The sequence below is a fragment of the Qipengyuania sp. S6317L1 genome (assembly GCF_023015615.1).
Taxonomy (GTDB): domain Bacteria; phylum Pseudomonadota; class Alphaproteobacteria; order Sphingomonadales; family Sphingomonadaceae; genus Erythrobacter.
Genome location: NZ_JALKAJ010000002.1, coordinates 749,469 through 775,823 on the forward strand (window position 1 = coordinate 749,469; position 26,355 = coordinate 775,823).

At 60.2% G+C, this 26,355-nt stretch carries 30 protein-coding genes; 10 read left to right on the top strand and 20 right to left on the bottom strand.

The genetic code is table 11. From position 1 onward, the window contains the following. Positions 1 to 26 precede the first annotated feature (26 nt). Positions 27 to 683 (bottom strand): glutathione S-transferase family protein, encoded by a 657-nt coding sequence (locus MWU38_RS04925; RefSeq protein ID WP_247270703.1) that lies wholly within the window; start codon positions 681 to 683, stop codon positions 27 to 29. A gap of 137 nt (positions 684 to 820) precedes the next feature. Between MWU38_RS04925 and MWU38_RS04930 the strand changes: the two genes are divergently transcribed. Beyond that, positions 821 to 1,240, top strand: a complete 420-nt coding sequence (locus tag MWU38_RS04930) for a VOC family protein (protein ID WP_247270704.1) — start codon at positions 821 to 823, stop codon at positions 1,238 to 1,240. An 85-nt stretch (positions 1,241 to 1,325) separates the two neighbouring features. Here the strand turns inward: MWU38_RS04930 and MWU38_RS04935 are convergent, their stop codons facing one another. From MWU38_RS04935 to MWU38_RS04965, 7 genes are all read right to left on the bottom strand, one after another. After that, positions 1,326 to 2,312 carry a hypothetical protein gene (locus tag MWU38_RS04935; protein WP_247270705.1) on the bottom strand — a complete coding sequence of 329 codons (987 nt, stop codon included), beginning with the start codon at positions 2,310 to 2,312 and terminating at the stop codon, positions 1,326 to 1,328. A gap of 235 nt (positions 2,313 to 2,547) precedes the next feature. Then, positions 2,548 to 3,264: a ribosome biogenesis GTP-binding protein YihA/YsxC gene (gene yihA / locus MWU38_RS04940; RefSeq protein ID WP_247270706.1), complete on the bottom strand. Its 717-nt coding sequence runs from the start codon at positions 3,262 to 3,264 to the stop codon at positions 2,548 to 2,550. 9 nt (positions 3,265 to 3,273) lie between these two features. Continuing rightward, positions 3,274 to 5,070: a membrane protein insertase YidC gene (gene yidC / locus MWU38_RS04945; protein WP_247270707.1), complete on the bottom strand. Its 1,797-nt coding sequence runs from the start codon at positions 5,068 to 5,070 to the stop codon at positions 3,274 to 3,276. Positions 5,071 to 5,139: 69 nt separating this feature from the next. Beyond that, positions 5,140 to 5,349 carry a membrane protein insertion efficiency factor YidD gene (gene yidD / locus MWU38_RS04950; RefSeq protein WP_247270708.1) on the bottom strand — a complete coding sequence of 70 codons (210 nt, stop codon included), beginning with the start codon at positions 5,347 to 5,349 and terminating at the stop codon, positions 5,140 to 5,142. Continuing rightward, entirely contained in the window at positions 5,349 to 5,792 is a 444-nt protein-coding gene (gene rnpA, locus MWU38_RS04955; protein ID WP_247270709.1) for a ribonuclease P protein component, read from the bottom strand. The genes yidD and rnpA overlap by 1 nt, the downstream gene beginning before the upstream one ends. A 104-nt stretch (positions 5,793 to 5,896) precedes the next feature. Next, entirely contained in the window at positions 5,897 to 6,031 is a 135-nt protein-coding gene (rpmH, locus tag MWU38_RS04960) for a 50S ribosomal protein L34 (protein ID WP_223071956.1), read from the bottom strand. A gap of 217 nt (positions 6,032 to 6,248) precedes the next feature. Further along, the gene (locus MWU38_RS04965; RefSeq protein WP_247270710.1) at positions 6,249 to 7,247 is read right to left on the bottom strand and encodes an alpha/beta hydrolase; all 999 of its coding nucleotides are present in this window, start codon (positions 7,245 to 7,247) and stop codon (positions 6,249 to 6,251) included. Between the two features lie 159 nt (positions 7,248 to 7,406). Here MWU38_RS04965 and MWU38_RS04970 point away from each other — a divergent pair, with 159 nt between their 5' ends. Together MWU38_RS04970 and MWU38_RS04975 are read left to right on the top strand one after the other, a co-directional pair. Beyond that, positions 7,407 to 8,903, top strand: coding sequence for a YifB family Mg chelatase-like AAA ATPase (locus tag MWU38_RS04970; RefSeq protein ID WP_247270711.1), 1,497 nt, complete (start codon positions 7,407 to 7,409; stop codon positions 8,901 to 8,903). 24 nt (positions 8,904 to 8,927) lie between these two features. Next, positions 8,928 to 9,644, top strand: a complete 717-nt coding sequence (locus MWU38_RS04975) for a cyclic nucleotide-binding domain-containing protein (RefSeq protein ID WP_247270712.1) — start codon at positions 8,928 to 8,930, stop codon at positions 9,642 to 9,644. 18 nt (positions 9,645 to 9,662) lie between these two features. Here MWU38_RS04975 and MWU38_RS04980 read toward each other — a convergent pair whose 3' ends face one another. The 4 genes from MWU38_RS04980 to MWU38_RS04995 all read right to left on the bottom strand — a co-directional run bounded on the left by MWU38_RS04980 (position 9,663) and on the right by MWU38_RS04995 (position 13,213). Then, positions 9,663 to 10,412, bottom strand: coding sequence for an FAD-binding oxidoreductase (locus tag MWU38_RS04980; RefSeq protein ID WP_247270713.1), 750 nt, complete (start codon positions 10,410 to 10,412; stop codon positions 9,663 to 9,665). A gap of 46 nt (positions 10,413 to 10,458) precedes the next feature. Then, entirely contained in the window at positions 10,459 to 12,255 is a 1,797-nt protein-coding gene (gene recQ, locus MWU38_RS04985; protein WP_247271244.1) for a DNA helicase RecQ, read from the bottom strand. A gap of 78 nt (positions 12,256 to 12,333) precedes the next feature. After that, positions 12,334 to 12,624, bottom strand: a complete 291-nt coding sequence (locus MWU38_RS04990) for a hypothetical protein (RefSeq protein ID WP_247270714.1) — start codon at positions 12,622 to 12,624, stop codon at positions 12,334 to 12,336. Positions 12,625 to 12,667: 43 nt separating this feature from the next. Continuing rightward, complete coding sequence (locus tag MWU38_RS04995) at positions 12,668 to 13,213, bottom strand: helix-turn-helix domain-containing protein (RefSeq protein WP_247270715.1); 546 nt, start codon at positions 13,211 to 13,213, stop codon at positions 12,668 to 12,670. A gap of 232 nt (positions 13,214 to 13,445) precedes the next feature. On the opposite strand from MWU38_RS04995, the gene MWU38_RS05000 reads away from it, so the two are divergent. Beyond that, complete coding sequence (locus MWU38_RS05000; RefSeq protein WP_247270716.1) at positions 13,446 to 13,775, top strand: hypothetical protein; 330 nt, start codon at positions 13,446 to 13,448, stop codon at positions 13,773 to 13,775. Positions 13,776 to 13,958: 183 nt separating this feature from the next. On the opposite strand, the gene MWU38_RS05005 is transcribed toward MWU38_RS05000, so the two are convergent. The 3 genes from MWU38_RS05005 to galE all read right to left on the bottom strand — a co-directional run bounded on the left by MWU38_RS05005 (position 13,959) and on the right by galE (position 15,953). After that, the gene (locus MWU38_RS05005) at positions 13,959 to 14,561 is read right to left on the bottom strand and encodes an HAD family hydrolase (RefSeq protein ID WP_247270717.1); all 603 of its coding nucleotides are present in this window, start codon (positions 14,559 to 14,561) and stop codon (positions 13,959 to 13,961) included. Between the two features lie 108 nt (positions 14,562 to 14,669). Then, positions 14,670 to 14,795 carry a type B 50S ribosomal protein L36 gene (gene ykgO, locus MWU38_RS05010; RefSeq protein WP_007165381.1) on the bottom strand — a complete coding sequence of 42 codons (126 nt, stop codon included), beginning with the start codon at positions 14,793 to 14,795 and terminating at the stop codon, positions 14,670 to 14,672. Positions 14,796 to 14,915: 120 nt separating this feature from the next. After that, positions 14,916 to 15,953, bottom strand: a complete 1,038-nt coding sequence (gene galE / locus MWU38_RS05015; RefSeq protein ID WP_247270718.1) for a UDP-glucose 4-epimerase GalE — start codon at positions 15,951 to 15,953, stop codon at positions 14,916 to 14,918. 61 nt (positions 15,954 to 16,014) lie between these two features. On the opposite strand from galE, the gene MWU38_RS05020 reads away from it, so the two are divergent. The 3 genes from MWU38_RS05020 to MWU38_RS05030 all read left to right on the top strand — a co-directional run bounded on the left by MWU38_RS05020 (position 16,015) and on the right by MWU38_RS05030 (position 18,612). After that, positions 16,015 to 16,662: a hypothetical protein gene (locus MWU38_RS05020; protein WP_247270719.1), complete on the top strand. Its 648-nt coding sequence runs from the start codon at positions 16,015 to 16,017 to the stop codon at positions 16,660 to 16,662. Position 16,663: 1 nt separating this feature from the next. After that, complete coding sequence (locus MWU38_RS05025; protein ID WP_247270720.1) at positions 16,664 to 17,797, top strand: M14-type cytosolic carboxypeptidase; 1,134 nt, start codon at positions 16,664 to 16,666, stop codon at positions 17,795 to 17,797. 86 nt (positions 17,798 to 17,883) lie between these two features. Then, complete coding sequence (locus MWU38_RS05030; protein WP_247270721.1) at positions 17,884 to 18,612, top strand: DUF4197 domain-containing protein; 729 nt, start codon at positions 17,884 to 17,886, stop codon at positions 18,610 to 18,612. Here the strand turns inward: MWU38_RS05030 and MWU38_RS05035 are convergent. The 4 genes from MWU38_RS05035 to MWU38_RS05050 form a co-directional block, all read right to left on the bottom strand. Next, positions 18,609 to 19,130 (bottom strand): YetF domain-containing protein, encoded by a 522-nt coding sequence (locus MWU38_RS05035; RefSeq protein ID WP_247270722.1) that lies wholly within the window; start codon positions 19,128 to 19,130, stop codon positions 18,609 to 18,611. The two genes, MWU38_RS05030 and MWU38_RS05035, sit on opposite strands and share 4 nt — an antisense overlap. A gap of 60 nt (positions 19,131 to 19,190) precedes the next feature. Continuing rightward, entirely contained in the window at positions 19,191 to 19,613 is a 423-nt protein-coding gene (locus MWU38_RS05040) for a cytidine deaminase (RefSeq protein WP_247270723.1), read from the bottom strand. 10 nt (positions 19,614 to 19,623) lie between these two features. Beyond that, positions 19,624 to 20,265: a glycoside hydrolase family 25 protein gene (locus MWU38_RS05045; protein WP_247270724.1), complete on the bottom strand. Its 642-nt coding sequence runs from the start codon at positions 20,263 to 20,265 to the stop codon at positions 19,624 to 19,626. Positions 20,266 to 20,378: 113 nt separating this feature from the next. Continuing rightward, positions 20,379 to 20,897, bottom strand: coding sequence for a UPF0262 family protein (locus MWU38_RS05050; protein ID WP_247270725.1), 519 nt, complete (start codon positions 20,895 to 20,897; stop codon positions 20,379 to 20,381). 139 nt (positions 20,898 to 21,036) lie between these two features. Between MWU38_RS05050 and MWU38_RS05055 the strand changes: the two genes are divergently transcribed. From MWU38_RS05055 to MWU38_RS05065, 3 genes are all read left to right on the top strand, one after another. Continuing rightward, positions 21,037 to 22,554: a replicative DNA helicase gene (locus MWU38_RS05055; protein WP_247270726.1), complete on the top strand. Its 1,518-nt coding sequence runs from the start codon at positions 21,037 to 21,039 to the stop codon at positions 22,552 to 22,554. Positions 22,555 to 22,665: 111 nt separating this feature from the next. After that, positions 22,666 to 23,010 carry a DNA-directed RNA polymerase subunit omega gene (gene rpoZ / locus MWU38_RS05060; RefSeq protein ID WP_247270727.1) on the top strand — a complete coding sequence of 115 codons (345 nt, stop codon included), beginning with the start codon at positions 22,666 to 22,668 and terminating at the stop codon, positions 23,008 to 23,010. 129 nt (positions 23,011 to 23,139) lie between these two features. Continuing rightward, positions 23,140 to 24,285 (top strand): DUF3667 domain-containing protein, encoded by a 1,146-nt coding sequence (locus MWU38_RS05065; RefSeq protein WP_247270728.1) that lies wholly within the window; start codon positions 23,140 to 23,142, stop codon positions 24,283 to 24,285. 60 nt (positions 24,286 to 24,345) lie between these two features. On the opposite strand, the gene ftsH is transcribed toward MWU38_RS05065, so the two are convergent. Further along, positions 24,346 to 26,307, bottom strand: coding sequence for an ATP-dependent zinc metalloprotease FtsH (ftsH, locus tag MWU38_RS05070; protein WP_247270729.1), 1,962 nt, complete (start codon positions 26,305 to 26,307; stop codon positions 24,346 to 24,348). Positions 26,308 to 26,355 lie beyond the last annotated feature (48 nt).

Here is a 26,355-nt window from a genome sequence, read left to right on the forward strand (position 1 = left end):
CCTTCAACGGGCCGGGGCGGTGCCAATCACGCGGTTTCGAACTGCTCGATCACCCATTCCTCGTCTTCCGAAGCCGCGATCCATTGCGCCATCCAATCGTGTTCAAGGATCGCCTCCATATAGCTTTGCGCAAAGCCGGGAACGCCAATGCCATAGGTGGTGAAGCGTGAGACTATGGGCGCGTAGAAAATGTCGGCCGCACCAAAAGTGCCGAACAGATACGGGCCCGAGGAACCATGCCGGGCGCGCGCTTCGGCCCATAATTGCAGGATGCGCACGATGTCGGCCTTGGTTTGCTCGGACAGGTTTTCCAGCGGCACGCGGCTGCGCACATTCATCGGCATTTCCGATCGCAACGAGCCGTAGGAGGAATGCATCTCCGCCACCATCGCGCGCGCCATGCCGCGTGCGGCATCGTCCTTGGGCCAGAAACGGTCGCGGCCCACCTTGTCCGACAGATATTCAAGGATCGCGAGGCTGTCCCAAATGACCGCATCTCCGTCCCACAAGATTGGCACCTTGCCCGAAGACGGCTGAAACTCTTCGCCCTGCTTTTGCGTCTCCCAATGCTCACCCAGAAGCGGCACTGTGATCTCTTCAAACGGCAGGCCAGACTGCTTGGCCGCGAGCCAGCCGCGCAAGCTCCAGCTCGAATAGTTCTTGTTGCCCATGATCAGTTTCATTTGTCGTGCCCGCTCCACCTTGCTTGCATCTTCGTGCCTATATATTCAGACTTTCCCTGTCGAGCCTGAACGTCGAGCCTGAACGTCGACGCTGGACAGGTTGCTCGCCGTAAAACACCCGCGCAAAAGGTCCGTCTATGTCCCTCCCTCCGTTTCACCTCGCCTTCCCTGTCCACGACCTTGATGAGGCGCGCGTCTTTTATGGTGTCGTGATGGGATGCGCGGAGGGGCGATCATCGGACGAGTGGATCGATTTCAATTTTCACGGTCACCAGATTGTCGCGCATCTCGCACCGGCACGAAGCGGCGATGCGGCGACCAACCACGTCGATGGACACGGCGTTCCCGTGCCGCATTTCGGTCTGGTGCTGTCGATGGAGGATTGGAAGGCACTGGCGAGGCGGCTGCGGGAGGCGGACACCGAATTCGTGATCGAGCCGACGGTGCGCTTCAAAGGCAAACCGGGCGAACAAGCCACCATGTTCCTGCGCGATCCATCGGGCAATGCGCTCGAATTCAAGGCCTTTGCCGATCCCGATCAGCTTTTCGCCACCTGAAAACAAAATCGCCGGGCACCACGAAGGCACCCGGCGATTATCCGTGCAGCTACTGGACAGGCAAGCTGCTCGATTTCTAGCTTTGTTACTGGGTCACGTTGGCGGTGTTGCCATTGCCCGACTGGATAACGTCAGAGACGTTGGTGTCGCTCGACTGAACGACCGTCGCTGAGTTCGTGTCGCCATTTTGCGAAACGAAGCTGACGTTGTCGTTGCCCGACTGAAGCACGTCGGCAAGGTTGCTGTTGCTGGTCAGGGTATCGCCCTGGCCAATCGCGCTGAAGTTGCCGGTGCCGGTCTGGTTCACAACAGCAGTGTTCAGCGAACCGCCGCTAAAGCTCTGGTCGATGAAGCTTTCGTTGTTGTCGGCGAACTGGTTGACGGTTGCGCTGTTGTTAAGGCCGTCCTGGAATACGGTCGAGGTCGAGCCGTTCACGGCTGCACCCACGGCACCCTGGTTCACATCAGCAATGTTGCTGTCGCCAGCCTGGATCGTGAGGTCGGTGTTGCCGTCACCAATCTGATCGACGAACACGATGCCCGAAGTGCCGCTTTGGTTGACGTCCGACAGGTTGTCAGAACCGCGCTGGATGCTCTCGGCCACGTTGGTAAGGCCGCTTTGCGCGATGTTTGCTTCGCTGTTGGTGCCCTCGCCCTGATCGATCAGCGCAAGGTTGCCGCTGAGGCCCCCACCATTGCCGGTCTGTGTGATCGAAGCGGTTGCATCAACGGAAAGGACGTCTTGCACGACAATCGCGACATCACCGTCTGCATCGCCGGTCTGGCTCACGGTTGACGTGCCGCCAAGGCCGTTCTGGAACACGCCAGCTTCATTTGCGCCGGTCGCGGTTTGCGTGATCGTCGAAGTGTTGCTGTCGCCGGCGGTTTGATCGACGCCTGCGACATTGTTGTCGCCGACTTGCGTGATGGTCGATGCGTTGGCGTTGTCCTGCACCACGTCGGCGGTGTTTCCATTGCCGGTCTGGTCAACAGTCGATGAGCTTTGCGCGGCCGCCGGAGCTGCCATGGCAAGGGCTGCCATCGACGCGCCTGCAAGAATGATCTTTTTCATTTTGTGGTCCTCAATGTGATTGGTCACTGGTCTGAGGCCGGTTCTTGCGGCGAAAGTTTTCCGGGAAGTTAACAGCGGGAAAATGGCCGCCTAGGGGATCGTCCCGGGGCACGCCATCGTGGTTAACCAAAGGTTGGCGCACGCCTTTGCACGCGCGGGCAGGCACACACACCCGTTAATCAGCTATCGGATTGTGCCGAGGGACGCAGCGCCAATGGCTTCGCGCGCGCGTTAACTAAAGTTCGAAGAAGCTTTCGCCCAGCGCATCAGCCACCACGGCTGCACGAAGTTCTTCGATCCCCATGCCTTTTTCGCTGCTGGTAAGGTGGAGCGTGGGGAAAGCGGCGGGGTGTTTGCGCGATTCGTCTGCGATTCGATTCGCCACACGCTCAAGCTCGCTCGCTTTCACCTTGTCGGTTTTGGTAAGAACGATGCGATAGCCAACGGCGGCCTCGTCGAGCATCTTCATCATTTCGCGGTCGACGTCTTTGAGCCCATGGCGGCTGTCGACCAGCACGAGATTGCGCGCCAGCACCTGTCGTCCGCGAAGGTAGGTTTTGACGAGGCCCTTCCACCGCTCGACCACTTTGACGGGCGCCTTGGCAAAACCATAGCCCGGCATATCGACCAGCCGGAACAGCGGCGGGCCGCCGGGATTGTTGGGGTCGGCCATGCCCACTTCAAAGAAGTTCAATTCCTGCGTGCGGCCCGGCGTGATTGATGCGCGCGCGATTTTCTTGCGCCCCGTAAGCGCATTCAAAAGCGAGCTTTTGCCAACGTTACTGCGCCCGCAAAAAGCGATTTCCGGAACCGTGGGTTCGGGCAGAAACTTGAGCTGGGGCGCGGACAGCAGGAAGTCCACGCGCCCGGAGAACAGCTTGGACGCCTTGCGCTCGCGGCGCTGGCGCTCACGCTGTTCCAGCTCTTCCGGCGTGTAGTCAGGGGTGGTCATGGCTGCTCGTTATGCCCCGCTCTTCTCGGCCTTTTCGCGCTCCCTGGCCTGCGCTTTTTCCGCTTTCTCTTTCGCCGCAGCCGCCTTCAATTGGGGGTGCTTGGAATAAAGATAGCTTTGCTGGGCGACGGTCAGGATGTTCGAAGTTACCCAGTAAATCAGAAGACCCGCTGCAAACGGTGCCATGACGAACATCAACACCCACGGCATGAGATTGAAAATCTGCTGCTGCATCGGGTCCATTGCCGACGGGTTCAGGCGGAAGGTCAGCCACATGGTAAAGCCGAGCAGCACGGCCAAAACGCCAATGCCAAGGAAACCCGGAACCTCGTAAGGCAGAAGGCCAAACAGGTTCAGGATCGTCGCGGGATCGGGCGCGGACAAATCCTGGATGTAAAGGAACGGCTCGTGCCGCATCTCGATCGCGAGATAGAGCACTTTATACAGCGCAAAGAAGATCGGGATCTGAATAAGGATCGGCAAACAGCCAGAGAGCGGATTGACCTTCTCTTCCTTATACAGCTCCATGATTTTTTGCTGCTGGGTTTGCTTGTCGTCCTTGTAGCGTTCCTGGATCGCCTTCATCTTGGGCTGGACCGCTTTCATCGCAGCCATCGAGGCAAAGCCCTTTTGCGCGACCGGGAACATGAACCCGCGGATGATGCAGGTGAGAAGGATGATCGCGACACCGAAATTGCCGACAAGGCCGTTCAATGTGCGCAGCAGCCACAGGAAGGGTTTCTCGAACCATTCAAACCAGCCCCAGCTGATGACCTTGCCGAAATAGGTGATGCCTGCCTCTTCGTAATTGTCGAGGACAACGCTTTCCTTGGCGCCCGCGAAAAGCTGCGTCGTATCGGTCAGGCTGCCGCCTGCAGGCACAGTCTCGGCGTTGTAGAGGAGGTCTGCCCGGAAAAGATTGCCGCCGAGCGAGCGCCAGCCCGCCGTGTCCGTTTCGCTCGCGCCCGGAATTAGGGCCGATGCCCAATAGGTATCGGTAAATCCGAGCCATGCAGCCGCGCCAGCCGGGTTGTCACGGCCAAGCTCTGCCAGCTCCTCATAGGAGTTGGGGTCATACAAAGAGCCGCCGAACACACCGGTCGGGCCAGCGTGGGCGATGAACTGGTCGGGTGATGCAGTGGTGGAGGTGCGCTTGATATAAGCAAACGGCTGGATGATCGCCGCGCCTTGCGAGGCGTTCTGGGCCGTCTGTTCGGCGGTGATCATGAAATTATCGTCGATCGACAGCTTGATCCTATATGTGACGCCAGCCTCATCGGTGTGCGAGAGGGTCACGGGCGTGCCGGGCGTCAACATTTCGCCATCGGATTGCCACTGAGTGCTTGAGGACAGGCGTTTGCCATCGACCACAAAGCCAAATTCGGCAAAGTGCGGGACATCTGTGCGATCAGGCGCGAACAGGCGCACAGCCTCGCTGTCATCGCCCACATTGGCGTCATAATCCTTGAGCACCAGATCATCCACGCGCGCGCCGACCAGATTGATCGAGCCAGCGACGCGGGGCGCGTCGATGGTGATGCGGGTGGGCGAGGACAGCGCAGCGTCGAGCGTAACAGGCCCAAGGGGCTCTTGCGGCTCGGCGACGCTGGCGCCGCCGGTGCTGGCAGAAGCGGAGGCGGAGGCGGAGGCTGTCTGGGCGCCTGGCACATTCGCCGGATCCATTTCACTTGCAGCAACATCGGGCTCAGGAGGCGTCGGGTAGATATACCGCATACCCACATCCCAGCCCAAGATAAGCAGCCCCGAAAGCACCACGGCGAGCAGAAGATTGCGCTGATTGTCCAAGATTTACGCCCTAAGAGAAGTCTGGTTGAAGTGTGTTATATGGGTGTGACACCCGCCGATCCAAGTGCTTTAAGGCACCGGGTCGTGGCCATGCCCTCCCCATGGGTGACAGCGCCCTATACGCTTTAGCCCCAACCATCCACCCTTGATCGCGCCGTGCTTCTGGACGGCCTCGATCATGTACTGGCTGCATGAGGGTGAATACCGGCAGGTTGGCGGTATCAAAAGCGAGGGGCCAAGCTGCCACGCTCTGGCAAGACCGATGAGAATATACTTCATCACTCCTGCTCTTGCGGTGGCTTGTGTGACGGATTGCCGGACGGCCTTTGGCGTGGACGTTGTCCTGATCGTTGGCCTGATCGTTGGTCGGGGCGGCGGCGGCGCGGGCCATCGCCCTTGCCTTCGGTTGCACGTGACAAAGCTTTGCCAAGTTCATCCGCCATTGTCGCAAAATCGCGCTCGACCCCGCCAGCCCTGCCGATCAGCACGTGATCGTGATTCGCAAGCGCCTTTTCAGGCAGGGCATCGCGCAATAACTCGCGAAAGCGCCGCTTCATCCGGTTGCGCACCACCGCATTGCCGATCTTCTTGGTAACGGTGATGCCATAACGCACGCCCTCGCCGCCATTGGGCCGTGTCAAAAGGACAAAGCCGGGCTTGGCATTGCGCAGCCCCTTGTTGGCCGCGACGAAATCGCTGCGTTTTGTAAGGACCTTGGGCATGGCAGGTGTCAATAACGCATACGGGCCCCCGATGGGAGCCCGCGGTTGCCTTGCGGCCGTTTGCATTTTCGGGGGCACCGTCACGCAGCGCCCCGATCCACCAATTAGGCAGAAAGGCTCTTGCGACCGCGACGACGACGCGCACGGATAACCTTGCGGCCACCTGGCGTTGCTTTGCGTGCGAAGAAACCGTGGCGACGAGCGCGCACAAGATTGGAAGGTTGGAAAGTCCGCTTCATTGTATCCTCAAGTGAGCCGGTGGGCTTCAAAAATTGCTAATGGTCTTGCCGCTGTGCCTTTCGCGGGCTTCGAGCTGCTTTGACCGAAACGACCCCTTTTCAATTAAGCGGTCTGATCAGGGGCGCGCAGTTATGGAAAAGTCGCTCCTGAGTCAAGAGATGTTCGTCATGAGAACTTCGTCAGGATGCCCTTTCGCTTTTGCCGCTCTTATCGCTTTTACAGGGATGCAAAAGCGAAACTGCTCATATCATCATATCCGATGCGTGGCTTCGCGTGAGCGATCACCGGCGCGTCGAGAGCCACTGCGGCAACGAGACTGCGGGTTTCGGCCAGATTGGCCTCGACACTGGCACAGATCACGCATTCGGCCAGCATTTGCCGGGCAGCGAAGCGCTCGCCGGAGCCAGTGGGCGCAATCCATCCGCGCATGTCATCGGATGAAAGCCACAAGGCCTCGGCATGCGGCACTGAATTGGTCATGGCGTAGAATCGCTCCGCCTGCTCCGCGCTCAGCCCCATTTCGCGGTAATAGTCGAGGTAGAGGCGGTGCGCCGGATGGCCGGGTGCAAAATCCGTTGCCTCGCGCCCATGATTGTCGAGCCAGGCATGGACCGCGAATGTCGCACCATCGGCAATCGTGCGGTGCGTCCCTGCAAGGAAAAGCTCGACCGCGCCAGAACGCACCGAACCGCCGCGCGGCACGTGGGTTGCAATGCCATGGGCGCGGATCTTGCGACCGACGGCCAAATTGGCAATGTCGTTGCTGGTGCCCGGCGCTTCCACCATTTCGAGTGTCTCGATGCCGGGAAAATCGCGCAGCATCGCGTCGAAATCGCGCGGGGAATGACGGTTGGTGGAGCCCACGATCGTCGCGCTTGTCGGGCCGGTCACGAGGAACGGACCATATTGCGCCAGAGCCATATCGGGCCGGGCCAGAGGCACCGGTTGTGCATAGCGTGCCGCATTGCGGGTCTCGGTCACCTCGCGGCCATTGATGATCGTTGTGACGAGTGTGGGAAGATCGGCGTTGTGAGCGGCGCCTGCATCCTCGTCCACGCGCACCCATCGTTGTTGCGCCGGGTCCCATTCCTCGACCCAGCTTTGCGTCTCGACCACCCGCGCGCTCGCCACCCCTTGCGCGGCAACAGAGGCCGGAAAGAGCGCCGGGAAGAGCGTCATCAGGACAAGAGCAAAGAGGGCTACACGATTTTTCATCGTGTCAAAATTACCCCGCGTCCCCTTCAGGAAATGCGAAAGTTTATGCTTTCAAACTCCTTACGTGACCGTGCCTAAACGCTCGACAAGTCCCTGTTTACCCTGCAAACAGGATCGCTCAGGGACAGCCGGGTGCGAATGGCTAAGGGGGGTTGCGGCATGGTCGCACTCATTCGCACGGTTGCCTATCTGGGGCTTGAGGCGCGCGGGGTCGAAGTTCAATGTCAGGTGGCGCCAGGGGTGCCGCGTTTCTCCATCGTGGGCCTGCCCGATAAGGCGGTGAGCGAAAGCCGCGAGCGGGTGCAGGCCGCGCTTTCGGCAATGGGTCTGGCGCTGCCGCCCAAGCGGATCACCATCAACCTATCGCCCGCCGACCTTCCCAAAGATGGCTCGCATTACGATTTGCCGATCGCTCTTGCGTTGCTCGCCGCGATGGGTGTGACGGACGCAGAGCAATTGAACGACTGGATCGCGGTGGGGGAGCTGTCGCTGGATGGCCGCGTGGTCGCCTCGCCCGGGGTTCTGATCGCCGCGCTTTATGCAAGCGGCGAGGAAACGGGGCTTATCTGTCCCGCAACACAAGGGTCCGAGGCGCGCTGGGCAAGCGGAGTACCCGTGCTCGCGCCGCGCGATCTGGGAAGCCTGCTCGACCATCTTAAAGGCGATGGCGTTCTGGCAGAGCCACCGCGCGGCGAGGTTGAGGAGCCGCCCGCCGCGACCGACCTTAAACAGGTCAAGGGACAGGAAACCGCCAAGCGCGCCCTGGAAATCGCAGCGGCAGGCGGACACAACCTGCTCATGTCCGGCCCACCGGGATCGGGAAAGAGCCTGCTTGCCTCATGCCTTCCCGGCATCTTGCCCGAACTTACTCCGACCGAGGCGCTCGAAGTCTCGATGGTGCAGTCGGTTGCCGGCACACTTGAAAGCGGGCGGATCAGCCGCACGCGCCCTTTTCGCGCGCCGCACCATTCGGCCAGCATGGCGGCGCTCACCGGAGGGGGCCTCAAGGTACGCCCCGGCGAGATCAGCCTTGCGCATCTGGGCGTCCTGTTCCTCGACGAGCTTCCCGAATTTCAGCGGCCCGTGCTCGATTCGCTGCGCCAGCCGCTGGAGACGGGGCAGGTCGATGTCGCACGGGCCAATGCCCATGTGACCTTTCCCGCGCGCGTCCAACTGATCGCGGCGATGAACCCGTGCCGGTGCGGATATGCGGGCGATCCTGCGCAAAATTGCAACCGCTACCCGCGCTGTATGGGCGATTATCAGGCGCGATTGTCCGGCCCCCTGCTCGACCGGATCGACCTCCATGTCGATGTGGCGGCGGTCTCCGCAATGGACCTTACCCTGCCGCCCCCTGCCGAAGGAAGCGACGCGGTTGCAGCGCGGGTATCGGCGGCAAGGGCCCATGCGGGCAAGCGCGGGGTCCGATCCAACGCCGAATTGGAAGGTGACGCCCTTGAAACCCACGCTGCCCCCGATGAAGAAGGCCGCGCGCTGTTGATGCGAGCAGCGGAAAAATTGAGGCTCTCAGCCAGAAGCTACACCCGCGTGCTTCGAGTCGCGCGCACGGTTGCAGACCTGTCTGGCGCCGCTGGTGTCGGTCGCCCGCATATTGCCGAGGCGTTGAGTTACCGGCAGAAAGTTCGTGCACCCTAGGATTTCCAAGCTAGAGGGCACGTCATGCCCGTGTTCGATTCCTCCTGGCTCATCTATCTTGGCGCAGCGCTCCTGCTGATTGCTTACGCCATTCGGGACGAGCTGAAACTGCGCGTTCTGATCGTCGTTTCGACCTTTGTTTACATCGCCTATTACTTCCTGCTGCCCGGTGGACCCTTGTGGGACCCGATCATCACCAGCGTGCTTTTTGTCGCGATCAATTTCTGGGTGTTGGGACAGATTGCGTTGGAACGCACCACCTTGCGCCTTTCCGAGGACGAAAAACAGCTTTTCGACGCGTTTGAAACACTTACCCCGGGTCAGTTCCGCCGCGTTCTGAAGCTTGCACACTGGCGCATTGCTCAAGACCCCGACGGGACCGTTCTTACCCGCGAGGATGAGCCTTCCGATGCCCTCTTCTACGTGTTCGAAGGGGTGATCTCGGTTGAAAAGCGAGGCCGCCCGTTCCGCTTGCCCGAGGGCAATTTCGTGGGCGAAGTGGCGTTCGTGCTGAACCGCAAGACAACCGCCACCACGGTCGCGCCCAAGGGCGTTCGTTACGTCGAATGGGATGCAGAGGCCTTGCGCAAGCTCGGGCGCAAGCGCGAAAACCTTGGCAATGCGATCAACGCGCTTTTGACCCGCGACCTCGCCAAGAAGCTAGGCGGCAGTTATCGCCCCGACGATGCGCTGCCTGCAACGCCGCGAAGCATCGAGCTTTTGGAAGAAGCGCAGAGCTGAGAAGCGCCGCGCTGGAGTTCAGTCTTCTTCGCGCACGATATTGTCTTCATCCACCCCGCGTTCCTTCAATGCAGACGCAACATCATCTTCAAATTCGGGCGGGCCGCACAGGTAAAAGGTGCTCTCCGCATCAATACCCAATTGATCGAGCAGATCGCCATTGATCTTGCCGTGATGAAGGCCCTCGACCTCTTCATCAGAAAGCACAAAGCGTGTTTCGAGCCCGTCCATCGCAGTCAGTTCATCGCGCAGGATGATGTCCTTCTCGCATGAATTGGAGAAGATAAGGCGATAGCCATCGAGCGTGCCCTTGTCCGCCAGACGCGCGCGCAGGATCGCGATGAAAGGGGTGATGCCGGCGCCTGCTGCAAGGATGGTGCCCGGTCCACGGTCTTCGATTGCGCCCCAAGGCTCTTCGATGATGACTTTCGCACCGGGCTGCATCTGACCGATCTGTTCGGTGACGCCATCGTGGTCGGGATAGGATTTGATGACGAACTGGAGTTTGTCCGCATCGGGCAGTGAGGCCATGGTGAAGGGCCGTTTCTCATCGCGCCACTCATCCTTGTCCAAAGCAAAATCGGTCGCTTGGCCGGGCCTGAACTCGAACCCATCGGGCCGCTCGAAGGTCAATTCCTGCGTGTCATGGGTAACGGGTCGGATGGCCTGAAGGGTGAGAGTGTGTGCGATGGGAACTTCCTTTATCTTGGCATCACTGTGTTGGGCAGAGGTGGGCTGGGATGAGCCAGCCTGGTCATGCCTGTTCAACTGCCAAGACAGGACAATGGTTCCGGTTTCGCCCGGATCGTGGCGGTCAATTCACGCCTGAATGTTCGCGCAAGACCTCGAGGAATTGCGGGCCCCAGGTGTCGAGCTTTGTCTCGCCCACGCCCTGTAACTCGCCGATTTCACGCAAGGTCTGGGGCTGGAACGCGGCCATGGCGCGCAGCACGCTGTCGTGAAAGATGATGTAGGCGGGAATGCCGTGTTCCCTCGCAAGCTCGGCGCGTCTGGCCCGCAGCGCATCGAACAGCGGATCGCCCACCGGATTGGGGATCGCGCCACCTGAACCACCACCAGAGCGGCGGCGCTTTGCCTTGGGTGGCTCTGCGATTGCAACCGCGCGCTCGCCTTTGAGGACGCCGCGCGCCTCCGGGCCAAGGGCAAGCCCGCCATGCTCTGTCGTCACCAGCATTTCATGCGCGGTGCAGAACCGCATCACTGGCTTGAGAAGCGCCGCCTCGCTCCCGCCCACAATGCCAAAAACCGAAAGTTTGTCGTGCCCGCGACTGATAACCCGGTCATCCCCCCGGCCCAAAAGCACGCGCTCGACATGGCCCATGCCAAAGCTTTGCCCTGTGCGATACACTGCCGAGAGCAGCTTTTGCGCCGTTTCCGTCACATCGAGCACCTGCGGCGGCTCAAGACAGCGGTCGCAATTGCCGCAAGGCCCGGCAAGCTCATCACCAAAGTGGGCGAGCAAAAGCTTTCGGCGGCACTGCGCGGTTTCGACAAGGTTCGCGAGCGCATTCAAACGTGCACGTTCAGCCGGAAGACGCTCTTCGCTTACATCGCCAAGCCATTGGCGTGCTTTGGCAAAATCGCTCGCGGCCCAGAACAGATGCGCCTCGGCCGGATCGCCATCGCGCCCTGCGCGCCCCGTTTCCTGATAATAGGCCTCGATCGACTTCGGGAGGCCGGCATGGACGACGAAGCGCACATCGGGTTTGTCGATCCCCATGCCAAAAGCGATGGTCGCGACCATCACCATGTCTTCTGAAGCCACGAACTCGGCCTGCGTGCGTGCGCGCACTTCTGGCGCAAGCCCTGCGTGATAGGCGGCGACATTGCGGCCCGTGGTCGAGGCGAGCCTGACCGCCAGATCCTCTGCCCCTTTGCGGCTGGTGGTGTAAACGATGCCGGCACCGGGCGTTTTGGCGATAACTTCGCTGATCTGCTTGGCGACATTGGCACGCGGGCGGATGAGGCAGCGGATATTGGGACGGTCGAAGCCTGCCTTGACCAGCCCGCCGGGCGCAATGCCGAGCTGCTTGAGGATATCCTCACGCGTGACCTCATCCGCTGTCGCTGTGAGAGCGAGGCGCGGCACATCGGGAAAACGCTCGAGCATCTGGCGAAGCGCCCGGTAGTCAGGCCGGAAGTCGTGCCCCCATTCCGACACACAATGCGCCTCATCAATCGCGAAAAGCGAGATGTCGGTATTCGAAAGGAGCGACTGAAACCCGCCGGTGTTGGCACGTTCCGGCGCGACGTAGAGCAGGTCGAGATCGCCCGCGCGCAAGGCTGCTGCGGTTTCGGCATTGCCATCATCCACCGAGGTCATGGAGGCCGCTTTTATTCCGACAGAGCGCGCGGCCCTGATCTGGTCGTGCATCAGAGCGATGAGCGGCGAAATCACGATCGCGGTGCCCGGCCGCGTCAACGCCGGGATCTGGTAGCAGAGCGATTTGCCAGCCCCCGTCGGCATCAAAGCGAGCGTGTTCTCACCTGCAAGGACCCGCCCGATCACCGCCTCCTGCATGCCGCGAAAGCCGGCAAAGCCAAAGGTGCGGCGCAAGGTTTCATAGACCTCGCCCGGCAATGCGCCCATCGCCCCGGGCGTGGTTTCAGTGTCGGAGGGGAGTTTCACAGCAGGTCTGGCAATCTTCAGGCGAGGGAGAACGGGCGCTCAGGCCTCGCTACCCTGCCCGCTCGCCATCCACCAGTCGGCATAGGACGAATTCCAGACCATTTTTCGATTTTGATCCGGCGCGCCATCGCTCCACCAGACCGGCCCGCGCTCGCCGAGCGCGACTTTTGCCGCCTGAACGCGGGCGCGTGCGACGCGTTCTGCTTGACCGTCATCGGCGCGCTTTGCCACGCCTACTGCACGGCGGGCATCCATCAGCTGGTGCACGAAAGTCTCGCGCTCTTCTTCCGAAAGGGCGGGATTTGAACTGCGCCAAAGCCTCCCGCGCACGATTATATAGCGGCCGTCGGGGGTGCGCCGTGGGGAAGCGTCTTCAGCCAGCGGTCGCCTTCTGGGCAGCCTTCAGGTCAACCACGCCGTCAATCGCGCCTGGCACTGCAACTGTGCCATCGGTGCGTTTGCCGACATCGGCACGCGCCACCATGTTCAGCTCGGTGCGGTCAAGCACGCGGCCATCGTGGCTGACAATCGACACAGGACCAATTGGCAAACGGTCGAATTCATCGACCAGAACCGGGTCTTCGAGCACGGGCTCAACGCTGTATTTCTGGCCCCATTGGCGCAGCGCAATCATCGCCGGAAGCAGGTCGAGACCCTTTTCCGTAAGGCGATATTCGACCTTGCGGCGGTCATCAGCGCAAGGCTCACGTTTCAAGATGCCATGCTCGACCAGCTTTGCGAGGCGATTTGACAGGATATTGCGGGCAATGCCCAGCTCGGTCAGAAATTCCTCGAAATGGTGCAAGCCGTTGAAGCTCGCGCGCAGGATCATGAACGACCAACGTTCGCCCATCACTTCAAGCGCTTGCGGGAGGCCACATTCGATCAACTCGCGTAGCGGTTCTCTCATTTCACCCATGTTCAGTCCTCCTGCTGCAACCTTTCTAACCGGTTTTGCAAAAATCGCAAAATCGCTGCTGGATACGAAAATCGCCGCTGGACTGGGATCGTAAGCAGTGCGCGGGAAAAATCACAAATGCTAGTTGCAAGCTGCAACCTAATCACTTAGAGGGTGATTCGCAATCAGTTTCAATTAGAAACGGTGCAATGCAGCATGATGCCAGATGGGCACCATAATTAAGGAATACAAGATGACCCTCTCTCTCCCCCGCGCCGAACGTATCGCCGTCCTTGCATCGGCGATTGCCTACACCACTCTCAGCTTCGGCGCCGCTCCGGCGATGGCCGATAACGGTCCTTATTACACCGCGCAACTGGCGCAGCCTGCTGAAGATGACCGCCTTGTTGCTGGCGGCGTTGCATGGGCATGCAAAGGCACGACCTGTGTCGCCAACAAGGGTTCGTCGCGCGCATCGCGCATCTGTCGCGGCCTTGCCCGCGATGTCGGTGAAATCACGGGCTTTGTCGCAAATGGCGAAGCGCTCGCCGAAGACAAGCTTGCACGCTGCAACGGCAACTGATCTGGGCGCTCGGCACCTTTTTTAACCCTCTCCATACGCGGGCTGCGCCTGTTCCCCCAACCACATGACGCAGCCCGCGCTTCCCCAGCCCGCCAGTCCAAGCGGGCAAGACTGCAAAACCCCGGCAAGCCCCAATGGCGGCTTGTCGGGGATTTTTTTGGGGGCTTGCGCGGATGCGTGTTTCTAAAGGAAGCCTGACGCTTCCAACTGCGCGCGAAGGGTCGGGGCATCGGTAAACAGATGCGCGTCCCAACCGCGCTGTTTGGCGGCCGCGATGTTATCCGCATTGTCATCTGTGAAGAACAGATCCGCGCCTTCGCGGCCACTGCGCTCCTCGACGATTTCATAGATGCCGGCTTGCGGCTTGGCGATTTGTTCGGTGCCCGAGACGACAATATCCTCGAACACGTCGAAGATCGGCTGGCTCGGGCGAAACCCGTGCCACAATTCGTGCCCGAAATTGGTCAGGCAATAAAGCGGAACGCCCGCGCCATTCAATTCGTGAACGATCGGATGCACGCCCGCAATCGGCCCTGTGATCGTTTCGTTGAACCGTTCCCGATAGGCTTTGATGTGGTTTGCATAGGCGGGAAATTGCGCGATGCGCTCCGCCACCATGTCATCAAGCGCGCGGCCGCGATCATGCTGGAAGTGCCACTCTTCGGTGACCACGGTATCGACAAACCATTCAAGCTCGCGTTTGTCGGCAATGATCTTTTCAAACAGAGCGCGAAGCTGCCAACCGAACAGCACCCGGCCCACATCGAAGACAACGGCTTTGTTCACTTGCACCTGACCCTCAAACAGAAGCGGCCCGCGCTCCTATGGGAGGAGGCGGGCCGATCACACATACCAATCGCACTCACGCCGGCTCTCCGGCGCAAGGGTCGCCAATTAACCTTGGCGCGCCTTGAAGCGACGGTTGGTCTTGTTGATCACATAGGTGCGACCGCGGCGGCGGATAACGCGGCAATCGCGGTGACGGTTTTTCAGCGACTTGAGGCTGTTGCGGATCTTCATTGTTCAAGCTTTCAAATAAAAAGCGCGCCCGGGAAGGTCCGGCGCGCCGAAATTCTGGGTGCGCACATATGAAGCCTGTGCAGATTCGTCAACCGATTCCTTGCCCGCAAGAGGCTTTGATTATCCGCGCAGGTCCGTCAGTTTGCGCTCCCACGCGAGCGCATGGGTGATGATCGTATCAAGATCTGCGTATTGCGGCTCCCACGGCAAGGTTTGCCGGATTAGCGACGGGTCGGAGATCAGAGATGCCGGATCACCAGCGCGGCGATCTTCGAGGCGGCGCTTGATCGGGGTGTTCGTCACCCGGTCGACCGCGTCCAGCACCTCAAGCACGCTAAAGCCCCGGCCATATCCGCAATTCATGGTGAGCGAGCGTTCCGGCCGAGCGATCAGGGCGTCGAGCGCGTGGACATGGGCGCAAGCCAGGTCGCTGACGTGGATGTAATCGCGCACTCCGGTCCCGTCGGGCGTATCGAAATCGGTGCCGAACACGCCGACAAACTCGCGCTTGCCAAGGGCCGCCTCAAGCGCAACCTTGATCAAGTGCGTCGCGCCAGCGGTGGATTGTCCGGTGCGCGCCTGCGGGTCTGCTCCTGCGACGTTGAAATAACGCAGCGCACAAAAGTTTATCGGATGCGCAGCCGCAACATCGCCCAGCATTTGTTCGGTCATCAGTTTTGACCAGCCATAAGGGTTGATCGGTCGCTGGGGCGTGTCCTCGCTCACCGCCTCCACATCGGGCACGCCATACGTCGCGGCGGTCGAGGAGAAGATGAAGTGTCCAACGCCTGCCTTCACCGCCGTTTCGATCAGGACCCGGCTTTTCGCGGTGTTGTTATGGTAGTATTTCAGCGGGTTCTCGACGCTTTCGGGCACGACGATCGAGCCTGCAAAATGCAGGATCGCGCCGACATTCTCCTCGGCAAAGATACGCGCCAGAAGCTGTGTATCCTCGATATCGCCCTCGTAAAAAGGCACGCCATCGGGCACCGCCCAGCGAAATCCCGTGGTAAGATTGTCGATCACCACCACCGGCCACCCTGCGTCCAGCAGAGCGAGAACGCCGTGGCTGCCGATATAGCCCGCACCGCCGGTGACGAGCACGGCCTGTTTATTCGCGGCGGGTTTCGTTAAGGTGGTATGCGCTACTGATGTCATGACGCGCTGGCTAGCACCAAGCCCCTGCAAAGTCGTGAATCAATTTGTGAAGGATAAAACGATGGTCGCCACAACTTCGCGCTTGGTCAAAGCGTTCCCCGCAGTCCTTTTGGGCCTGTCGATAAGCGCGTGCACAGGCACTGCCTATTCGGGCCCGGTCGAGGTCACCCGCTTTGTCAGTGATCTGAGCGAGGCAGGCGCGTCTATCGGAGAGGGCGAGATTGCGATCACTTTCCCGCGCGAAATGAAAAACGAGCGTGCCCGCACCGCATTCTACAATGCCGTGGCTGCCGAACTTGTCGCGCTGGGATACACCGTGATCGCGCAGGACCAGATGGGCGTGCAGACCGCCCGCGTTGAAACCAGCCGCGATGAACTTGCCCCCGCTTCTTCGCGCGGGCCGGTGAATGTCGGCGTGGGCGGCTCGACCGGCAGCTATGGCAGCGGGCTTGGCCTTGGCGTAGGCATCAACCTTGGCGGCAACACCGCAAAACCCAATGCACTGACCAAATTGTCGGTTCGCATTTCCGATGCGAGGGGCAATTCGCTATGGGAGGGCCGCGCCCAGCAGGCGGTTTCGATCAACTCCCCCTACGCAGAAATCGAGGCGAGCGCCGCTGCCCTGGCAAAAGCGCTTTTCAAAGACTTCCCGGGCGGCAATGGCGAGACCATTTCGATCAGCCCCAATGACCTTCAGGAACAACAATAGAATGACCCAAATCGCGATTGATGCCGCCTTTGACAGCGGCAATATCGAAGTGCTTTCGATCGACGGCGCATCGGCGCGCCTTGCCATCCCCAAGGATCACAATTCCGAGTTCAAGCAGTGGTTCCATTTCCGCGTCGCGGGAAAGGCGGGCGAGGAAGTCACGCTCAAGATCACCGGGTTGAACGACAGCGCCTATCCCGGCGGGTGGCCCGGATATGATGCGTGTGTTTCCGAAGACCGCGAATATTGGGCGCGCGCTGCCTCTTCCTTCGACAAGGACGAAGAGGGCGGGACGCTCACGATCCATTACACGCCCGCATCAAACATCGCCTATTTCGCCTATTTTGCGCCCTATACGATGGAGCGGCACCACGATCTCGTCGCTGAAGCCGCCGCGTGCGAAGGCGTCGAACTGACCCGCATTGGCGAGACGCTCGACGGGCAGCCGCTCGACATGCTGCAAACGGGTGAGGGCGACAAACAGGTGTGGCTCTACGCGCGCCAGCATCCGGGCGAAACGCAGGCCGAATGGTGGATGGAAGGGGCGCTTGAATGCCTCACCGACCCCGCCGATCCGGTCGCGCGCTCGCTTTTGGCCAAGTGCCGTTTCCACATCGTGCCCAATTGCAATCCCGATGGCTCACGCCGCGGGCATTTGCGGACCAATGCTGCGGGAACCAACCTCAACCGCGAATGGGCCGAGCCATCAGCCGAGGCCTCTCCCGAAGTGCTCGCGATCCGCAACACAATGGACGAAACCGGCGTCCACTTTGCGATGGACGTGCACGGCGATGAAGCGATCCCGGCGGTCTTCCTTGCAGGGTTTGAAGGCATCCCTTCGTGGACCGACGCGCTTGGCGACGAATTCTACCGCTACGAGCGCATCCTTGACCGGCGCACCCCCGATTTCCAGACCGAGCTTGGCTATCCCAAGACACCGGCTGGCCGCGCGAACCTGGCGATTTCGACCAATCAGGTGGCCGAGCGTTTCGGCGCGTGCGCAATGACGCTGGAGATGCCTTACAAGGACCTCGCCGCTTTTCCCGAGCCCGAACAGGGCTGGTCGCCGGAACGGTGCAAGATGCTCGCCCGCGACTGTCTCGCAGCGCTCCTCGAATGGCTCGATCAAAGCTGACATAAGTTTACAAGCCCGACACCCACGGTTCAGGGCGAAATCGTGATACAGAGCAATCAGACCCACGAAAGTTGGAAGGCAAGCTCATGACTGTATCACCCGATCGCCGCCGTTTTATCGCAGGTGCCACCATGCTCTTTGGAACAGGGGTGATGCCGGCAAGCGTCCATGCGCAAGGGCTCGGCGGGCTGTTGGGTGGTCGCGGCGGGCTGGGCCTGTCCTCGATCCTTGGCAAGGCAACCGATAGCGCGCTCGACAAGCTGGCCGTGCCCGGCGCGTTTTACGGCGATGAGGATGTGCGCATCGGCCTGCCGATTGTGGGCGATCTGGGGACCGATATTCTTGGCAACGATGTTCTTGGGGGCGCGGGCGGCGTTCTTGGCGGTATCCTTGGCGGGGCGAGCGATCTGGGCGTGCTCGATGGGATCACGCGCGAAATCAACGATGCCGCGGGCGTTGCCGCAGGCGAAGCCAAGCCCATCTTCCGCGATGCGATTGACGAGCTGTCCTTCTCCGATGCCCCCGGCATCATCCGCGAAAGCGATGGTGGCACGCAATATCTGCGCGCGTCGGCCAATGACCGCCTGCATTCGCGCCTCAATCCGCTTGTCGACAGTGCTCTTGAGCGCGCCGGGATTTACAAGACCTTCGATGGTCTGGCGCAGCAGCATTCCTTTATCGGGCGCGCCGGTCTCAACCGCGAAAAGATCAACCGCTCGGTCACCGATCAGGGGCTCAATGGCATCTTCTCTTATATCGGCGCCGAAGAGCGTGCCTTCCGCAAGAACCCGCTGAGCGGCATCCTGGGAAGTTAGGAAGCGCCGCGCACGTCGGTAAGGATGATCTCGTCGATCTCTTCGCTTCCGTGAAGAACAGACACATCGCCGGTCGTCTCGAGGATTACGGCGCGCACCTGTGACATCTGCAGGACATTGGCCTCCCGCAATTTCGCAATCATGTCTTCGCGGCGCACGTTGGTCGCTTTGAGAGCGTCCTCGTCGAATTCGCCATTGCGCATGATCAGGCATGGCTCATTGCCGACTGCCCCGGCGACCGCATCCGAGCGTTGGCGGAGAAACGAGGTCGCCGCCTGCGCAAGAACAAGGCCCAGCATCGCTGCGAAGGATTGCAGGGCCGCGGTCCATTCGTTCACCTGCGCAGCACCTGCGAGAAGCGAGCCGAAAGCAACGGTGGTAACAAAGTCGAAATTGGTCATCTTGGACAGCGAGCGAAGCCCGTTCAGGCGGATGAGCAAATTCATCCAGCCAAGCGCAATGACAGCGATGATTATTCCGCGTGCGACAGCATCAGCGATAGAGTTATCAAAAAACATAAGGACCTTTCGTCGGTTGCAACTAACCAACACACGAAAGGCGCGAACGTGCCAAAAAACTCAATCGAGGTGCGAAGGCCCAAAAGCGTGCGGCAAAAGCTGAGCAAGCGTCACCTCGCGAACCTCGTCGCGGCCAACGCAATAAATCACCGGGTCGGTCCCGCCCAGCCCAGCGATTTCATTCAACACCTGGCGACAGCGGCCGCATGGCGTAATCGGTGAACCATCGCCCTTGTCCAGCGGCCCGACCACCGCGACCGCCGTCAATCCGCCGCGTCGCCCTTCGCCAAAGGCACGGGCCACCGCGACATTTTCAGCGCAAACGGTCAGCCCGTAGCTTGCGTTCTCGACATTGGTGCCGGTGATGATCGCGCCGTCATCGAACAAAAGCGCCGCTCCGACCTGATAGTCGGAATAGGGCGCGTAAGCCTTGGTCGCCGCTTCCCTCGCCGCTGCAATCAGCTGATCCTTGTTTTTGCTCATCGCTTGCTCATCACCTTTGGACCACCACCCACTCGATTGGCGTCTCGGACGCCTCGGAAACATATTGCCCGTTGGCGCTCCACAAAAGCCACGGGCGTCCGGCGTAGTCGGGCCTTGCGCGGTCGCGTTCAAGCCACAAATCGCGCTCGATCATGCGGGCGATGTCGTGGCGAAGTTCAAAATCGCGCGCCAGACGCAGGATAACGGGCTTGCCCGAATGCATCTCTATCTGGTTGATAAGCGTCATCAGCTCTGCCTCCACCGCCGCATCACTGACCGCAGGCACGCAGCCCGAACCCAGCTGGCGCAAAGTGAGCGCGGGCGACAAAAGTTCCGAATCGCGTGGCACCATCCGGGTAAAGCGCGAGGATTGCTCATCGGCTTTAAGGCAGGGGTCAAACGGCATGGAGATGCCCGTTTTAAGCTTTGACGAGCGCGCATCGCCCAACCGCGCGGCAAAGCCCGGGTCGGGCGCGATGCCCGCACCGCCGAGTTCGAGATAGACAAATTCTGCGCCGATTGCGGCAAGAGTATCGAATTTCGTGCCCGAAGCCCCGCTTGCCACGACCGCGCCTTGTTCAGGATAAAGCGAAGTATCGGGCCGCCAGACCCGCATATCCCACCAGAACCACGCCGCAAAACTGATAGCCACAAGCACCAATAATGCCGCGCCCCGAAAGACCCAGATGCCCAGCCCGCCTTTCTTGCGGCCACGCCTGTTGCTGCTACGTCTATTGCTGCTTTTGCGCGCCACGCCGTCTCGCCTCAGCCCTTGATATGAAGGACGCAGATAAGGGTGAAGAGCCGCCGCGCGGTGGCAAAATCGGTTTCAACTTTGCCTTCGAGCCGCTCGACCAGAAGTTCAGCGGCGCCATTATGAATACCGCGCCGCGCCATGTCGATTGTCTCGATCTCGGCCGGGGTCGCCTTGCGGATCGCCTGGTAATAGCTGTCACAGATCGCGAAATATTCGCGGATCGGACGGCGGAACCGCGCAAGCCCGATGAGCAGCGTTTCGAGTATGTTTTCGTCCTTGTCGGCGATTTCCATCGCCAGCCGCCCGTCCTGAACCGCCAGTTTCAGACGGTAGGGGCCTTTCGCGCCGCGTGCCGCACTGCGCACGGGTTTGAAGGTGTTTTCCTCGATCAGGTCATAGATCGCAACGCGGCGTTCCTGTTCGACATCGGCGTTGCGCCACAGGATCGTCTCTTCATCAAGAGCGATGTGGGCAATGCGATGCGTGCCGCTCGGGCTGCTCGCTGAATCGGGTGTGTCTTCGGACATGCTGCGCGCAGCTTTCGCAGATGCGAAGGGGGAAATTCAAGCACAACTGTACCCAATCCCCGCTATCCACAGCCAAGGGAAACAAATTTGTCGCACCTTGCGCTTGCCTCCACCCCGGTCAACGACCATTGAGATGCCGATGGCCGAACCCACCCCAATCTCCCTTGTCGAAAACACCGCAGAAGGCGGGCGCAAACTCCCCTCCAACCTGGAAGCGGAGGCCGCGTTTCTGGGTGCGGTTCTGATCGACAACCGCGTGATCGAGGAATTGCAGACCCCGATCCGGCCCGAACACTTTTTCGAGCCGCTGCACGAGCGGATTTACGGGCGGGTTTTGGCGCTGATCGAACGCAATGCGACCGCATCGCCGGTCACTTTGCGTCCGCATTTCGAGGCTGATGAAGCGCTAAAAGAGCTTGGCGGGCCGAAATATCTGGCACAGCTGACCGCGAATGGCGCGGGGCTTCTGGCGCCGCGCGAACTGGCGCAGCAGATTTATGATCTGGCGCTTTTGCGCGAACTGGTGAGCGTTGGCAGGGGATTGGTCGAAGACGCGCTCGACACATCGGAAGAAACAAGCCCGGTCGACCGCATCGCGCAGGCCGAGGCGGACCTTTACCGCGTTGCGGAAGGCGCTGCGACCGGCAAGGAAGCGTCAAGTTTCCGCGAGGCGGCGCTGGAAGCGATCAAGATGGTCGAAGCCGCGATGAATTCGGGCGGCGGTTTGTCGGGCAAGACGTCGGGGCTGGCAACGCTCGACCAGAAAACTTCGGGCCTGCACAATTCCGACCTTATCATTCTGGCTGGCCGCCCGGGCATGGGCAAAACCTCGCTTGCGACCAACATCGCGTTCAATTGCGCTGAGGAATACCTCAAATGGCAAAGCGACGGGGGCGAACATTGCTATGGCGCGCCGACTGCCTTTTTCAGCCTGGAGATGAGCGCAGACCAGCTTGCGACGCGGATCCTGGCCGAGCAATCGGAAGTGTCATCCGAGGCGCTTCGTTCCGGTACGCTGACCCGCGATGATTTCCAGCGGTTGAGTTTTGCCAGCCAGCGTCTGGCGGAATTGCCGCTGTATATCGACGACACGCCCGGCCTGACCATTGGCGCTCTGCGCACGCGGGCGCGGCGGATGAAGCGGCGGCACGATATCGGCCTCATCATCATCGACTATCTGCAACTGTTGCAGGGGTCGGGCAGAGCCAATGACAATCGCGTCAACGAAATCTCGGAGATCAGCCGGGGCCTGAAGACGCTGGCAAAGGAACTCAGCGTTCCTGTGATCGCGCTTTCCCAGCTGAGCCGTGCGGTGGAGCAGCGCGAGGATAAAAAGCCGATGCTTTCCGACCTTCGCGAATCCGGTTCGATCGAGCAGGACGCCGACATGGTCTGGTTCATCTATCGCGGCGACTATTACAAAGAGGCAGAGCGCCCCGAAATGCCCAACCCTGACGGGTCGAGCAGCATGGAAGTGCAGGAGAAATACGCCCAGTGGGAGGCGGAATATCTCGAAATCAAGAACAAGGCGCGCCTGATCGTCGCCAAGCAGCGTCACGGTTCGACCGGCGATGTGCAACTCCACTTCCAGAGCGAAATCACCAAGTTTACCTCGCCTGTGACGCGCGACTATTCGAGCTGGGGAGTGGACGGCTAGAACCGGCCTTGCACAGGCGGTGACAAAGGCGGAATTTCTTGACTCTTTGCGCCCGAAACCCTAGCTGCGAGCCTCTTTTCCAAAGAATCCAGATTCCAAGAGGCCCGTTTAATGGCACGTGTTACCGTTGAAGATTGCGTCGACAAGGTTCCAAACCGCTTCGACCTCGTCCTGCTTGCAGCGCAGCGCGCTCGCGAAATTTCAGGCGGTAGCGAGCTGACGCTTGATCGCGACCGCGACAAGAACCCGGTTGTGGCTCTTCGCGAAATCGCCGAGCAGACGGTCAAGCCCAAGGAGCTTAACGAAGCTCTCGTCACCAGCCTTCAGAAGATCCTTCCCGACGACGAGGACGATGCCGACGAAATCGGTTCGCTCAGCCAGTCGGCAGAAGCGCTTCGCATCACGGCGTCGGCGCCAACCCGCTCGACCTCTATCGGGGCCGATTACGACGGGTAAGCCGGGCTATACCAAACCGAACCTGAAAGGCCGCGCTTCCTCGCGGCCTTTTTTGTGCCTTCAAGCGGCGTTTGGCAATCGGCGCGCAAGGGCTATAGTGCGGCGCAACACGAGCGGGGGCAGCTTCACATGAGTGACATCGCCGAAGGAATTGGCACAGTGGTCGAAGGCGGCATCGTCGGCCGCGCGGTAGAACCGACGCGCAGCGGCGATGGCGCGGGTAAACCGCTTGGCCCCGATAGCTGTCTTAACTGCGGCGCGAATGCTCCGGGCAAATTCTGCACCAATTGCGGGCAGAAAACCGCGGTTCACCGCTCGCTTGCCGCGATTGGTCATGATCTGATGCACGGCGTTTTGCACCTCGACGGCAAGCTTTGGCGCACTCTTCCGCTGCTCGCCTTCAAGCCGGGCAAACTCACCCGCCGTTATATCGAGGGCGAACGCGCGAAATTCGTCAGTCCCATGGCGATGTTCCTGTTCAGCACCTTTGCCATGTTCGCCGTATTCCAGATGGTCGGGCTCACTACGCCGACCGATGTCAACGTGCCGGACCCTGCACAAATCGTGCGCGATCAGGGCGAGGCTGAGGCACAGCGCCTCCGCGATGAAATCGCGGCGCTTCCCGAAAACAGCCAGGAGAGAGACAGGCTCACCGAAGAGCTGACGACAATCGAAGGCTATCTCGAAAGGGAGGCGGCGGGCGAATTGACCACGCAGGACATCGTTCAGGACATACAGGCAGAAGCCGCACAAGATGGCTCCCAAGTATCCGCAGACCTGCTCGATAATGTGAACGAGGCATTGTTCAAGGAAAACGCCAATGTCGATGTGAGCCTCACCGGGGTTGAGACGATCGACAAGGGGCTTTTGAAAAAGTGGCGCGAAAATCCGGGTCTCATGCTCTACAAATTGCAGGCGAACGGCTACAAGTTCAGCTGGCTCCTGATCCCGATTTCGCTGCCGTTCGTGTGGATGATCTTTGCATGGAAGCGGCGGTTCAAAGCCTATGATCACGCGATATTCGTGACCTATTCGCTGTCGTTCATGTCGCTTTTGTTTATCGCCCTATCGGTGATCGGAACGCTGGGCATTGGCGCAGGGTTCGTCGTTATGGCACTGTTTATCATCCCCCCGATCCACATCTACAAACAGCTTCGCGGCGCCTATGATCTTTCGCGCTTTGCAGCTTTCTGGCGATTGATGGTGCTGAGCGTATTTATCTGGATCATCGCGGTCCTGTTCCTTCAGGCGCTGCTTGTCCTGGGGGCGTTCTGATAAAAAGGGCGCTTTCGACCATGTCGAAACGCCCTTTTTGTTTGTCTTGTCGCGAAACTTTTAAGCGCCTTGCGGTGCCTCATCGCCCGATCCGCCAAAGCGTTTGCCCGCCTTGGGAACCGTTGAACCTGCAACGGGCTTCACAATGTTTGGCCCCTTTGGTTCATCCGGGCGGTCGATCTTGCCATCCTTCATAAGCTGGTTGATCTCTTCACCGGTCAGCGTCTCATATTCGAGCAGCGCCTGAGCGAGCGTGTGAAGCTTGTCTTCCTGAGACTTCAGGATCTCCTCAGCGCGCTTGAGCCCGCCTTCAACCAATGACTTGATCTCGGCATCAATAAGCTTGTTGGTTTCTGCCCCGCCCATGGTGCGCGCGGTTTGACCCATGCCAAGATAGCCTTCCTGGCTTTGCTCGTACTGCAGCGGGCCAAGCTTCTCGCTCATGCCCCATTTGGTGACCATGTTGCGCGCAAGATCGGTTGCATACTGGATATCGCCAGAGGCACCGGAGGACACCTTGTCGTGGCCAAAGATGATGTCTTCAGCGACCCGTCCACCCATCGCAACCGCGAGGTTCGCGTGCATTTTGTCGCGGTGGTAGGAGTAGCTATCGCGCTCCGGCAGACGCATGACCATGCCCAAAGCACGCCCGCGCGGAATGATCGTCGCCTTGTGGATCGGGTCTGATGCCGGCTCGTTCAGCGAGACGAGCGCGTGGCCTGCCTCGTGATAGGCAGTCATTTTCTTCTCATCCTCGGTCATGACCATGGAGCGGCGTTCTGCGCCCATCATGACCTTGTCCTTGGCGTCTTCAAACTCCTGCATCGCAACCAAACGCTTGTTGCGGCGCGCGGCCAGAAGAGCCGCCTCGTTCACGAGGTTTGCAAGGTCCGCGCCCGAGAAACCGGGCGTGCCGCGCGCAATCGTGCGCGGGTTCACATCGGGTGCAAGAGGCACCTTCTTCATGTGAACGCCAAGGATTTTCTCGCGGCCGTCGATGTCGGGGATCGGCACGACAACCTGACGGTCAAACCGGCCCGGACGCAGCAGCGCCGGGTCGAGCACGTCGGGGCGGTTGGTCGCCGCAACGATGATGATGCCTTCGTTGGCCTCGAAACCGTCCATCTCGACGAGCAGCTGGTTCAGCGTTTGCTCGCGCTCGTCATTGGAGTTGCCAAGACCGTGACCACGCGAGCGGCCCACAGCGTCGATCTCGTCGATGAAGACGATGCACGGCGCGCTTTTCTTGGCCTGTTCAAACATGTCGCGCACACGGCTTGCGCCCACGCCCACGAACATCTCGACAAAGTCGGAGCCCGAAATGGTGAAGAACGGCACGCCCGCCTCACCCGCAATCGCGCGGGCAAGAAGCGTTTTACCGGTGCCCGGCGAACCCACCAGCAGCGCGCCTTTCGGAATCTGGCCGCCCAGCTTGGAAAAGCGTGTCGGATCTTTCAGAAACTCGACCACTTCTTCCAATTCTTCGCGCGCCTCGTCGATACCGGCAACATCGTCAAAAGTGACTTTGCCCGATCGTTCGGTCAGCATCTTGGCCTTGGACTTGCCAAAGCCCATCGCGCCGCCATTGCCGCCCTTTTGCATTTGGCGAAGGGCGAAGAAGGCGATGCCGAGGATCAGGATAAAGGGCAAAGCTTGCACCAGAATCAGCAGAAGCAGGCTTTGCTGCTCGCGCGCGGTGCCGGTGAACTGAACGTCGTTTTCTTCAAGCAGCGCGGTGATGCGTGTGTCGCTTGTCACCGGAACGGTGCTGAAAGCTTCGCCGCTTTTGAGAGTGCCGGTAATGACATCATCGCCGATCTGCACATCCTTCACTTCGCCAGCCGCAACCTGATTGCGGAATTCGGAATAGGGGATCGCACTGCCAGCGGGCTGTCCGCCGCCACTGAACATCGAGACAACGAGCAGGAGCGCCATGAAAATGCCGCCCCAGATCATCAGCTGCCGCACCCATGGATTCTGGCCCTCGGGTGGCTGCTCGTTTGGATCGTTCTGGTCGTTCATTCGCTTCGATTCCTTGTATGAGCCTTCAATGTAGGACAGGTCCCATGA